Here is a 12,647-nt window from a genome sequence, read left to right as displayed (position 1 = left end):
GGCACCTCTCGGCGTCGATCACGCGTACGGGACGGCCCGAGCGTAGACCCCGAACGCCGCTTCCGTCAGAAGTCTTTACCTCCGGGTCCCGGCGGCGGTAACTTCCGCCCGACGCAAGATATTTCAGAAACTTTCCGACTGCGTTTCCAGCGGCGCCGATCCCCCATCCCCCCAACCGGCCCGTACGGAACGCGCCTCCGCCTGGAGAATCAGATGAGCCGCACCCCCGTACCGCTGCCAGGCCGCCCGGTGGCCGTCCTGGCCGTGGCCGCCGGCCTCCTCGGCCTGCTCGCCGCGCCACCCGCCGACCCCTCGCCCAGGACCGTCCCGGTCGCGGCGAGCGCCGAGAACACCGCGACGGTCTTCTACTGGACGAAGACGAAGAACTGGCCCGCGTACAACCTGCATTACGCCCCCGACGGCGGCTCCTGGACCACGGTCCCCGGCGTCGCCATGGAGCCCGCCTGCACGGACTGGGTGAAGAAGACCGTCAGCCTCGGCACGGCCGCCGGCCTCCAGGCCACCTTCAACAACGGCAGCGGCACCTGGGACAACAACGGCGGCAGGAACTACGCCCTGGGGACGGGGAACATCACCGTCAAGGACGGGGTAGTCGCCCACTCCGACCCCTGCGGGGACACCACGCCCGCCCCCACCGCCAAGGCGACGGTCTACTACTCCACCGAGGCGCTCGGCTGGTCCACCGCCAACATCCACTACCAGCCCGCGGGCGGCGCCTGGACCGCCGTCCCGGGCGTCGGCATGCAGGCCGCCTGCGCCGGCTGGTGGAAGCGGGAGATCGACCTCGGGTCGGCCGCCTCCCTCAAGGCCGCCTTCAACAACGGCAACGGCACCTGGGACAACAACGCCGGTGCCGACTACACGATCGGGACGGGCGTCTCCACCGTGCGGAACCGGGTGGTGACGGCGAACGCCGCCGACCCGTGCGCCGCGACCCCGCCCGACACCCAGGCCCCCACCGCCCCGGCCGGGCTGACGGCGACCGCCGACGGCGTCTCCGTACTGCTCGGCTGGGATCCCGCCACCGACGACCGGGGCGTGACGAAGTACCAGGTCACCCGCACCGGCGGCAGCGGCGGCACCGTCGTGACCGACGTCGGCTCCACGGTGTACTCCGACACCGGCCTCGCCGAGCGGACCACGTACACCTACACGGTGCGGGCCGTGGACGCCGCCGGGAACGTCTCCGCCGCCTCGGCCGCCGCGACCGCCACCACCGGCGACCGGCCCGCCACGCCCGCGACCGGGAAGCCGCTCGGCACCGACCCGCGCAAGGACCCGATCTACTTCGTCCTCACCGCCCGTTTCAACGACGGCGACCCGTCGAACAACCGGGGCGGCAGCCAGCACACCAAGTCGGGCAACGCGGCCAACGACGACCCCATGTTCCGGGGCGACTTCAAGGGCCTCATCCAGAAGCTGGACTACGTCAAGGGCCTCGGCTTCTCGGCGATCTGGGTCACCCCGGTGGTCCTCAACCGCTCCGACTACGACTACCACGGCTACCACGGCTGGGACTTCTACAAGGTGGACCCGCGCCTGGAGTCCGCCGGCGCCTCCTACCAGGACCTGATCGACGCCGCCCACGCCAAGGGCATGAAGATCTACCAGGACGTCGTCTACAACCACTCCTCCCGCTGGGGCGCCAAGGGCCTCTTCGTCCCGACCGTGTACGGCGTGCGGGACAGCCAGTGGAGCTGGTACTACGACGAGAAGCAGCCCGGCTTCGAGTACGACGGCCTGACGATCGACGCGAAGAGCGGCAAGTCGTACTACAACGGCGACCTGTGGTCGACGGCCGAGCCCACCGGCAACACCTGCGTGAACTGGGGCAAGCCGACCGGCGGGAAGAGCGCCGAGGGGTACACGGTCTACAACTGCCAGTGGCCGAGCCCCACTTCGGGCATGTTCCCGAAGGAGCTCTACCACCAGTGCTGGATCGGCAACTGGGAGGGCGAGGACGCGCGTTCCTGCTGGCTGCACGAGGACCTGGCCGACTTCAACACCGAGAACGCGACCGTCCAGAACTATCTGATCGGCGCGTACGACAAGTACATCGACATGGGCGTCGACGGATTCCGCGTCGACACCGCCGTGCACATCCCGCGCACCACCTGGAACCGCCGCTTCCTGCCCGCCATCCAGGAGCGGGTCACCCAGCGCCACGGAGCCGAGGCGGCGAAGAACTTCTTCGTCTTCGGCGAGGTCGCCGCCTTCGTCAACGACAAGTGGAACCGCGGCTCGGTCAACCACTCCGCGCAGTTCTACACCTGGAAGGAGCGCAAGGAGTACGACGCCGACGACGCCAAGGCGGCGCTCGAGATGTACGACTACGAGCAGCAGCAGGGCACCGGCAACCAGCCCACCTCCACCAACGCCTTCCTCGCCGGGAACAGCTACCACACGCCCGACCACAGCCACTTCTCCGGCATGAACGTCATCGACATGCGCATGCACATGAACTTCGGTGACGCGCAGAACGCCTTCTCCAACGGCAAGGACTCCGACGACAGTTACAACGACGCCACCTACAACGTCGTCTACGTCGACAGCCACGACTACGGCCCCAACAAGTCGAGCGAGCGGTACGCCGGCGGCACCGACGCCTGGGCCGAGAACATGTCCCTGATGTGGACCTTCCGCGGCATCCCGACGCTGTACTACGGCTCAGAGATCGAGTTCCAGAAGGGGAAGAAGATCGACTGCGGGCCCACCTGCCCGCTCGCGACGACCGGCCGCGCCTACTTCGGCGACCACGTCGCCGGCTCCGTCACGGCCTCCGACTTCTCCCAGGTCTCCTCGGCGAGCGGCCAGGTCGCGACCACCCTCGAACAGCCCCTGGTCAAGCACGTCCAGCGGCTGAACCAGATCCGCCGGGCGATCCCGGCGCTCCAGACGGGCCAGTACTCCACCGAGGGCGTCTCGGGCGGCATGGCGTTCAAGCGCCGCTATACCAGCGGCTCGACGGACAGCTTCGCCCTCGTCACCGTCTCGGGCGGCGCCACCTTCACGGGCGTCCCGAACGGCACGTACACCGACGCCGTCACCGGCGACGTCCGCACGGTCGCCGACGGCACCCTCTCCGTCGCCGCCCCCGGCAAGGGCAACCTCCGGGTGTACGTCCTGAACGGCCCCGGCAAGGTCGGCGCGGCCGGCCCGTACCTCAAGTAGGGGTTCCCGTACGGGGCGGGTGGCGGCGCCCCCGCCCCGTACGGCTAGGAGAGCCGTGTGCGGTGCAGCTGGATCAGGAGCCGCCAGACCTGGTGGGCGACGTGGTCCGAGGTGCCGGCGACGAGGCCGTGCAGCCAGTCGGCGAGCACCCCCGCGAAGGTCGCGGCCACGGCCGAGGCGATCAGTGCGGGCTCCGGGGCGCCGACCAGGCTGCGTTCGGCGAGGCTGCGGGCGCGCAGGTCCTGGTGGAGCACGAGACCGAGCGGCCCGCCGCCGCCCGGACGCAACAGGGCCCGGTAGAGGGCCGCGTGCGGAGTGAGGCCGGCGAAGAAGTCGAGGAGCGCGGGCGGCGGGGACGCCGGATCGGGGGTGCCGCGCCAGGCGTGCAGGGCGTCCACCGCCTCGCGCACCACGTCGGCGCAGGCGTCGACGGCGAGCGCCTCCAGGTCGCCGTAGTGCAGATAGAACGTGGCGCGGCCGACGCCGGCCCGGCGGACCAGCGCGGCGGTGGTCACCTCGGCCAGCGGGCGCTCCGCGCACTCGTCGAGGAGGGCCTGGCGCAGCCTGGCCCGGGTGCGGGCGGCCCTGGGGTCCTCCTGCCGGTCCGTCATCGGGCCAGGAGGACCGCACCGAGCGCGAGCGCACCGGGCAGTGCCTGGGCGAACAGGATGCGGCGGTTCGCGGTGGCGGCGCCGTACAGCCCGGCGACCACCACACAGCCGAGGAAGAAGATCTGCACCCGGTACCCCGTCGGGTCCTCCGCGATCAGCCCCCAGACGAGTCCCGCGGCGAGGAAGCCGTTGTAGAGGCCCTGGTTGGCGGCGAGCGGCGCGGTGGCCCTGGCCATGTCGGCGTCGAAGCCGGACAGTCCGCGCCCCGGCTTCTTCTCCCACAGGAACATCTCCAGAACCAGGATGTACGCGTGCAGGGCGGCCACCAGGCCCACCAGTACGTTCGCCGCGGTCTCCATCGTCGTCTCCACTCATCGCCTCGGTATTTCCTGGACAGGTGTCCAGGATACATGGACAGTCGTCCAGGAAAACTCGCCGACCCCCTCCAGAGGGCCCGTTTGACACCTCCGGGGGCCCGGCGGACGGTGGGATGCGGGAACGGCGGTGCTCCTGGGGCGAGGAGATGAGGACCGGATGGCTGCCGGAATGGAACTCGGAACGACACCGTGCATGGCCCCGCACGCCTCACCGGCCCTCGTGACCTTCGCCTCCTTCCTCCAGCTCCCCGCCCTCGACCTGGAGGCCCGGATCGCCGAGGAGCTCGCGGAGAACCCCGCGCTCGAAGAGGACCCGGAACCGGCGCCCTGCCCCCTCTGCGGCACCTCTCTCGGCTCCCCCGGCCTGTGCCCCTGCCTGTACGACTCCCGCGTACGGCCCGCCGAGCGCGCCGGCTCCGGCCCGGGGCCCGAGCCGCGCGCGGAGGACCGGGCCGCGTGGCTCCTCGCCGAGGTCGGGGCCGCGCTGCCCGCCGAGGACGCCCCGCTCGCCGCGTACCTCGTCGGCAGCCTCGGGCCGCGCGGCCGCCTGGACACCCCGGTCGGGGAGATCGCCGCCGCTCTCGGCGTCTCCCCCGGCCGCGTCCGGCGCGCCCTGGCCGCCCTCCGCTCGGCTTCACCGCCCGGGACCGGTGCCCGGGACCTGCGCGAGTGTCTGCTGCTCCAGCTCGACCGGTGGGAGGAACGGAACGGGACCCGGGAGCCCGTGGTGCGGTCGGTCCTCACCGACCGCCTGGAGGCGCTGGCCGACGAGCAGCGCTTCCCGGAGGCCGCGCGGGCGCTCGGGGTGCCGGTCGAGGAGGTACGGCGGGTCAGGGCGTTCGTCCGCTCCGAGCTGCGGCCCTCCGCCGCGCCGGACCTGGCACCCCCGCCGGCCGCCGCCTGCGCACCGCCCGACCTGGTGATCACCCGGGACCCCGAGGGCGGGAACACCTACACCGTCACCCTCCTCGAACCCCTCCGCCTCCGACTCACCGTCAGCCCCTCCTACCTCGACCACCTGAACCGCGGCCCGGTCCGCACCAGAGCCGGACCGGCCGGTGAACGGCTGGCGCGCGCCCAGGTCGGCCGGGCCCGGGAGTTCCTCACGCGCCTCGACCGGCGCTGGCGCACCCTGCACCGGATCGCCCAGTACGTCGTGGACGCCCAGAGCTCCTTCCTCGACGGCGCACCCGACGGACCGCGGCCGCTCCGCCGGCGCGAGGTCGCCGACGCCCTCGGCCTGCACGAGTCGACGGTCAGCAGGGCCGTCGCGGGACGTGTGGCGCTGCTCCCCTGCCGCCGGACGATGCCGCTCGCCGGGTTCTTCGGCGCGCCCACCGGTGTCCGTACGGCGCTCCGGGAGCTCGTCGCGCACGAGAGCCGGCCGCTCTCCGACGCCGAACTGGCCCGGCTCCTCACCGAGCACGGCCATCCCGTCGCACGCCGCACCGTGGCCAAGTACCGCACGGACCTGGGCATCGCGCCCCACGCCCGCAGGGCTCGGCGCCCGTACGCCGCCTGACCCCGCCCGGACACCTCCCGAAGGTCCCTTCGCCTCCCCGGCCCGCACGGCCGCCGGACGGCGAAGGGACCTTCGGCGCGCGGCGACCGCGACCCCGTCCATCACGGTCTGCGCCCGCTGGCACGGAACTTGCAGGGAGAAGGGGGAACGTCGTGCCGCAGCCGCCGGCCGGGCACCTGCCGGCGGAGTGACGAGGAGGCCGCAATGCACAACATGGATCGCACACAGCTCGAGTTCGGTTACGGGACCGGCGGCGGCACGGCCGGAGAGGCGGAGGCGTACGGCGCGTACGCGCCCGAGTTCGAGGGCGAGGCCGGGTACGGCTCCCAGGAGGCCGAGGGCGGCTTCGACGAGGTGCGGGAGATGGAGCTGGCCGGCGAGCTCCTGGAGGTCGCCGACGAGGCGGAGCTCGAACAGTTCCTGGGCAAGCTGGTCCGCGCCGCCGCGCCGCTCCTCAGGGGCGGCCCGGGGAAGGCCCTCCGGGGTCTGCTGCGGGGCGCGGCCCGGCAGTTCCTCCCGGTCCTGGGCGCGGCCGCGGGCAATCTCGTCGCTCCCGGGGTCGGCGGGCTGATCGGCTCGCAGCTGGCCTCCGGGGCGGGCAGTCTGCTGGGGCTCGAGGTGGAGGGGCTGAGCCGGGAGGACCAGGAGTTCGAGGCGGCCCGCCAGTTCGTCCGGTTCGCCGCCGACGCCGCGCGGACGGCGGCCGGTTCCGACGGCTCGGCGGAGGCGTACGGGGAGTACGAGGGCGACCTCCCGGGTGAGTTCGGGGAGGGTGCCGCCGCCGGCGAGTTCGAGGCCGTGGCCCCGGAGTACGGCTACGAGTTCGAGGACACGGGCGAGCTCGCGGGCGAGTACCAGGGCGGGTACCAGGGCGAGGGCGCCTACCCGGGCGCGTACGAGAGCGGTCCCGAAGCCGGCTTCGAGGGCGCCTTCGAAGGTGACTTCGAGGGCGATCCGGAGGGCGTCGACGAGCTGGACGCGGGCGCCGCGCGGGCCGCCGTGCTGAGTGCCGCACAGCGGTACGCCCCCGGGCTCGTCCCCCTGGTCTCCGCCGCCTCCGCCGTCCCCGGCCTCGCGGGTCCGGCGGCCCACGGCGGGCGCCGCTCCAGCGGCCGCTGGATCAGGCGCGGCCGGACCATCATCCTCCTCGGCATCTGAGGCGCCCGGGGCATCCGAGCAGGCACCCGAAGGGAGACCGGCCATGAGCACGTACGAGTGCGGGTGCGGCGGCGGCCACCACCGGCGCGCCACGGAACCGGGGCGGAGCGGCCCGGTCGCTCCGGAGCTGCGGGAGTACGCGGCGGAGACGGGTCTGCTCGGCGGCGAGTTCGGCAGTCCGCTGACCGAGGCGGAGGAGAGCGCGCTCGCCACGGAGCTTCTCGGCGTCGCCGACGAACGGGAGCTGGAGGCCTTCCTCGGCTCGCTCCTCGCGCCCCTCGCGCGCCGCGACGGCGGGTTCCTCAGCTCGGCGGCGGGCGAGGCGCTGGGCGGAGTCCTGAAGAACGTGGCCCGGACCGCGCTGCCGCTGACTCCTCCGGCCGGCCGGAGGGGGCCGACCGGTCCCCGGTGCCTTGGGACGGACCGGCTGCCGATGCTGCGGCGGCACGCCGGCCGGACGGGGGCGACCGGTCCCGGATGCCTGGTGGTGGACCGGCTGCCGATGCTGCGGCGACACGCCGGCACACCGCCGGACCTGATCCTGAAGTGGAACGCGATGGACCGGCCGTCCCGGATCGACGTCGTGGTCCATCTGCACGGCTTCGCTGTCCGGCGCAGGGCGATGACCCTCCCCGTGGACATCGAACCGGTCAGCGGACTCGACTTCCACGGCGCCGGGAACACCCCGGGCCGCACCGCTCCGACCCTGCTCGTCCTCCCCCGGGGCCACTACTTCGGCGGCCGGTCGGGCCGGGGCTACACGCATCCCGCCCTTGAGGGACCCGGAGCGATCGACGGCCTGGTCGCCGAGGCCCTGGCCGGGTTCACGGCCGCGACGGGCGTGAACGCCCCGCGCGGACGGCTCGTCCTCACGGCGCATTCCGGCGGCGGCGCCTCGCTGATGCGCATCCTGCGGCACACCGACCCGGACGAGGTGCACAGCTTCGACGCGCTGTACGGGGACCCGGCACCGCTCATCGCCTGGGCCCGGCAGCGGATCGACCGGGGATCGGGCGCCCTCCGGGTGCTCTACCGGCCGAACGAGCCGACCGCGCGCCACAGCGAGCAGGTGGCCGCCGCCGTGCGACCGGCGGGCTCGCCGAGGTTCCGGGTGGAGTGGACGAAGGTGCCGCACATGCGGATCCCCCGGCTCTACGGGCCGCTGCTCCTGGCCGACGTGGCGGCCGACCTGCCGGGTACGGGGCCGGCCCCCGGACGCGCGGGGCGCGGCGGCACCGTACGGGAAGTGGCCGACGAGCCGGCCTCGTACGGCGAGCAGGAAGGCGAGACCGGCGGCGGGTGGAGCGGCACGCCCGAGCAGGTCGATTTCCGGCAGCGGGTCCTCGCAGCCCATCTGGCCCGCACCCGGGCCAGGAAGGGCCGGCCCGGTCGGGATCTGACGCGCCGCGAGCTGGCCCCGGTGCCCGGGGCGCCGGTCTCGATGCGGGCCGACGCCGCCGCGGCGGCCGGCCGGCTGCTCGCCGCCGCCACGGCGGCCCTCGCCGAGGCGCAGGCCGCGGGGAACACGGACGCCGGACACACCCGGCGGCTCACCGCGAGCAGCGGCTACCGCGGCAGCGACCACCAACAGCGGCTGTGGCTGGGGTACTTCAAGGGCTACTACGACCGGACGGCCGCCGCACGGGCGAGTCTGCCCGGCGGCCCGCACGGCGCCCGTGCCGTCCGGTACATGCTGGAGGACTTCGGGATTCCCGGGCGGATCGCCGCGCCCGGGTACAGCAACCACCAGAACGGGATCGCGATCGACTTCCTCCAGGTGCGCGGACGCGGTCACCCGGTCTCCAACAGCACCGGGGCCGAGGCCGTGCGACGCTGGCGGGCCACCTGGTTCTTCGGCTGGCTGCGCGCCCATGCACACCGCTTCGGCTTCGGGCCGTACGCGCGGGAGCCCTGGCACTGGGTCTTCCAGGGCGCCGGCAGGGACGCCACGGTCTCCTCGCTCCGTCCGGGCGACCACGCGGCCGAACTGTTCGGCGTGGACACCGAGGTGACGGACGCTCAGGAGCGTGAGTTCGAAGTCGCGAGACGTTTCGTGCGACTCTCCGCCGCCGCCGCGCGGAACGCGGCGATGGCTCCGCGCGACCGGTACCGCCGCTACCGCCCACACCGGGGACGGGCCGGAGACCGCGCGGTCGGCCGGGCCGCCGTCTTCACCGCCGCCCGGCGGTACGCGCCCGGGCTCTACCGCTCCTTCCACCGGTACGCACGCCCGGCACCGTGGTACTGGCCGCGGCCCGCCGCCGTCCGCCCGCGCTGGTACCAGCCGCCCCCTTCGTACGAGCCGATGCCTTACGCCGTGAGCACCGACGCCGCTCCGGGCCCCGAGCCGGGCCCCGAGCCAGGTCCCGAGCCAGGTCCCGAGGCGTCCCCCGACGGCCCCGGCACCCCGCCCCGGGCCGGTGAGCCGACGGACACGTCGCAGCCCACGGGCCCGGCGGAGCCCGCGCCCGCCTCCTCCCCCGCGCCGCCCGCCGACGCAGGACCCGGCGCCGGGGAGACGACCGGTGGCACATGGGTGCGCCGGGGTGACCGGGTCATGATCACGGAGGTCTGACCATGGACGGGACGTCGTCGACCGCGCGCCGGCTGCTCGTCGGCGAGGCGCGGGCGCTGCTCACGCGGCTCGACCGGGTCCAGCCCTTCGCCGTGCGCGAGACGATGCTGCCCGCCGCCGCGCCGTCCCCGGCCGCCCAGATCGGGATCGAGCGGACGCTCCTGGCGGGGCGGCGGGAGCTGCGCGACCGGGTCCGGGCGTATCTGGTCTGGCTCGACGGCGCAGGCGCGGCGGCGGCGCCCGCCGAGATGCAGCGCAGGTTCACGGCGCTGCGCTGGCGGTTCAACGACGTGCTCGGGCAGTTCGACCTCTTCCAGCAGACGATCACCCAGCGCAGTGAGCACGAGATCGGTCTGTGGCTGTCCGGGATGGACGTGGCGGCGGCCGACGCGCTCGACCTGCCCGGCCGTCCCTTCGAGGCGCCGCCGGTGGTCTGTTATCTGGACCGGGGTCCCGGCGCGGCGATCCGGCGCGCCAGGACCCGGCTGCCGGGCGGCGGTTCGAGTCCGATCGCGATCGTGCGGGTGCCGCGCGAGCGGATGGTCGGCGGATACGGGCTGAGCTCCTCGCTCTGCCACGAGGTGGGCCATCAGGGCGCCGCGCTCCTCGGCCTGGTGCCCTCGCTCCAGGCCGAGCTGCGGGCGCGGGCGGCGGGGCCCGGTGGCCGACTGCCCTTGCCCTGGGCGCTGTTCTCCCGGTGGCTGCCGGAGATCGTCGCCGACTTCTGGGCGATCGGGAAGCTCGGCGTGACGGCCACGCTGGGGCTGATCGGTGTGGTGAGCCTGCCGCGCCGGTTCGTCTTCCGCCTCGACCCGCTCGACAGCCACCCCTTCCCCTGGATCAGGGTCCGTCTGGGCACCGCCATGGGCGAGTTGCTCCATCCGGATCCGCAGTGGCGGGCGCTCGGCGAGCTGTGGTCCGCGCTGTATCCCCCCGACGGGCTCGACGCGGAGGCACGGGCGCTGCTCGACTCGCTGACCTCCGCCGCTCCCGGCCTCGCCGAGCTGCTCGTCTCGCACCGCCCGTGGGGGCGGCCGGAGCCGGCGCTCGGCGCACTGTTCCGGCCGGCCGAGCGGTCGCCGCTCCGGCTGATGGCGCTGTACGAGGCCGCACGGCACCGTCCCGAACTGCTCGACCGGGCCGCGCCGACGCTCGCCCTCGCGGCCCTGGGACAGGCCCGGGCGGCCGGGCTGATCTCCCCCGAGGCGGAGAGCCGCCGGGTCGAGGGGCTGCTGCGGGGCTGGGCCCTGCGCAGCACGCTCGCCACGACGGCGGCCTGCGCCCGCCGTTCCCCGCCGGCCGTGCGGCCGGTCACTCCCCTGAAGGCCGTCCCCGTGGGCGCCGGTCTTCTCCGTTCCCTGCCCGAGGAGGAGTCATGGGCACATCGACAGCACCGCGCTCGCCGCTCCAGGTGACGCTGACCGCCACGCCCGACGAGGTGACGCGGGGCGAGATGGTGCGGCTGCGGGCCGACACGGCGGAGCCGGGCGTCACGTACGCCTGGTCCGTCTCGGGCGGTTCGCTCGCCCGGTGGGGGGCCAAGGACGCCGCGGTCGTCTGGGACACCCGTACCGCCGACCCCGGCGTGGAGAACGCCACGGTCACGGTCACCGACACCCATGGGCGCACCAGCACCCAGGTCGCCGACGTGCGGATCAAGATGCCGGTGATCGACGGGCGGAACACCTCGCTCTCCGTCCATCTGGAGCCCGCGGGGGTCGTCAGGACCGACAGCCAGGCGCTGTGGACGGCCATCCGCAACAGCAGCGACTCCCTCGGCTTCGGCGAGTACCAGGACTTCATCGACCTGGTGCTCTGCCGGCCGTCCCGCGGGCTCGACCGCGAGAGCAAGCGCATGCGGGCCGAGGGCCGCGCCGAGCTCGAGGCCGTGCGCAAGGGCAGCGCCCTGCCCTATCCGGACGTGGACGCGTACTGGCTCCTGAAGACCGCGACCGAGGCCTTCATGCGGCTGCGCTGCGGCATCCTCGTCGACCCGCACCGTCCCGGGGAGCCCTTCGAGGGCATCGACCTGCTGCAGGAGCAGTCGCGGTACCAGGACGGCCCGGTGACGCGGCAGGAGATCGAGGCGATGTGGCAGGCCTTCGTCGAGCCGATCCCCCAGGACCCCAACTTCTACACGCTCCCGTACTTCGCCCGGATCCTGGACGGGCTGCGGGACGTCCCGGTGCGCGGCGGCGGGAAGCTCGGCTTCCCGTGCGACGCGATCCTCCGGTACAAGCTCACCCACCCCTGCCTCATCGAACTCCTGTGGAACTACTGGGAGGAGGAGAGCCTGCTCGTGCAGTCGCTGATCGAGATCAGCCGCCGCTTCCAGAACATGCGGCGCGCGGTGGAGCCGGATCCGCTGGCCCATCTGGAGATCGCCCCGCTGCTGCCGCTCGGCAACCTGCTGTGGGGGTACATCCAGGACGAGCAGCACCGGCTCTCGGTGGTGCGGCGGGCGTACGAGTACGACCACCACTACGGGATCACACTGATCGGCCGGGCGGTGCCGCCGCTGCGCGGGGCCGACAGCCGCTCGAAGTTCCTGGAGGCGTTCCACAGCCTGCTCAAGCTGTGCACGACCTTCTTCACGCAGGCCGACGACATGACGGTCACGCCGGACGGGTTCCCCGTCCTGAACGGGCTGAAGGAGGTCCATCTGCTGCTCACCGAGGGCCAGCACAACCAGTACGGCGACCTGCCGTGGACGGCCCGGCAGGAGATGCTGATGCAGCAGTGGCTGCTCGCCAGGCCGGAGATGCGGCAGTTCCTGCCGGCGCGCGCGATGGTGGCGTACCCGGAGCCCTGGATGGGGACGGTCGACGTGATGAAGAAGCTGCAGGGCTGGACGGACACCCCCACGCTGCACTTCCACAACCTCGCGGTCTTCGGTGAACGCATCCTGCTCTCCATCCGCTTCGGCGACTGGAACTCGGTCATCGAACGGGACGAGGCGGCGAACTGGGCCCGCTACTGGCGGGCGGAGATCCAGGGGTACATCCACGCCTACCGGGCGGCGACGGGTGTCGACCTCACCTCGGACCGGCTGGACGTCACGATGCCGGCGATCCATCTGCGGCGGCGCACCGCGCAGCAGGCCACTCTCGCCGGGCGTGGGCGGGCCGCGATCGGCGGGGCCGTCGGGGCCGGGGCCGGGACGGCGGGGCGCCGGATGCGCCGGACACCGCGCGCGGACCGGCCGTACTGAG

Annotated in this window: 8 protein-coding genes; 6 read left to right on the top strand and 2 right to left on the bottom strand. The window is 73.6% G+C overall.

Annotated features, from left to right (window positions below; all coding sequences use genetic code 11):
- Positions 1–213: 213 nt before the first annotated feature.
- Positions 214–3,192, top strand: coding sequence for a carbohydrate binding domain-containing protein (locus AC07AW_RS12535; RefSeq protein WP_478815426.1), 2,979 nt, complete (start codon positions 214–216; stop codon positions 3,190–3,192).
- Between the two features lie 44 nt (positions 3,193–3,236).
- Here AC07AW_RS12535 and AC07AW_RS12530 read toward each other — a convergent pair whose 3' ends face one another.
- Together AC07AW_RS12530 and AC07AW_RS12525 are read right to left on the bottom strand one after the other, a co-directional pair.
- A complete protein-coding gene (locus AC07AW_RS12530) occupies positions 3,237–3,803 on the bottom strand; it encodes a TetR/AcrR family transcriptional regulator (protein WP_478815425.1) in 567 nt (188 codons plus the stop codon).
- Entirely contained in the window at positions 3,800–4,162 is a 363-nt protein-coding gene (locus AC07AW_RS12525) for a DUF1304 domain-containing protein (protein WP_478815424.1), read from the bottom strand. The genes AC07AW_RS12530 and AC07AW_RS12525 overlap by 4 nt, the downstream gene beginning before the upstream one ends.
- Positions 4,163–4,337: 175 nt before the next feature.
- Between AC07AW_RS12525 and AC07AW_RS12520 the strand changes: the two genes are divergently transcribed.
- The 5 genes from AC07AW_RS12520 to AC07AW_RS12500 all read left to right on the top strand — a co-directional run bounded on the left by AC07AW_RS12520 (position 4,338) and on the right by AC07AW_RS12500 (position 12,646).
- Positions 4,338–5,702 carry an RNA polymerase factor sigma-54 gene (locus tag AC07AW_RS12520; protein ID WP_478815423.1) on the top strand — a complete coding sequence of 455 codons (1,365 nt, stop codon included), beginning with the start codon at positions 4,338–4,340 and terminating at the stop codon, positions 5,700–5,702.
- Positions 5,703–5,906: 204 nt separating this feature from the next.
- Positions 5,907–6,860: a hypothetical protein gene (locus AC07AW_RS12515; RefSeq protein WP_478815422.1), complete on the top strand. Its 954-nt coding sequence runs from the start codon at positions 5,907–5,909 to the stop codon at positions 6,858–6,860.
- Positions 6,861–6,903: 43 nt separating this feature from the next.
- A complete protein-coding gene (locus AC07AW_RS12510; protein ID WP_478815421.1) occupies positions 6,904–9,435 on the top strand; it encodes a D-alanyl-D-alanine carboxypeptidase family protein in 2,532 nt (843 codons plus the stop codon).
- A 2-nt stretch (positions 9,436–9,437) separates the two neighbouring features.
- On the top strand, positions 9,438–10,850 hold the full coding sequence (locus AC07AW_RS12505) for a hypothetical protein (protein WP_478815420.1): 1,413 nt from the start codon (positions 9,438–9,440) through the stop codon (positions 10,848–10,850).
- On the top strand, positions 10,811–12,646 hold the full coding sequence (locus AC07AW_RS12500; RefSeq protein WP_478815419.1) for a PKD domain-containing protein: 1,836 nt from the start codon (positions 10,811–10,813) through the stop codon (positions 12,644–12,646). The genes AC07AW_RS12505 and AC07AW_RS12500 overlap by 40 nt, the downstream gene beginning before the upstream one ends.
- Position 12,647 lies beyond the last annotated feature (1 nt).

The sequence above is a fragment of the Streptomyces sp. NPDC044003 genome (assembly GCF_056435185.1).
Note: the sequence above shows the minus strand (reverse complement) of the source record. Positions and strands in the feature narration are given on the sequence as shown.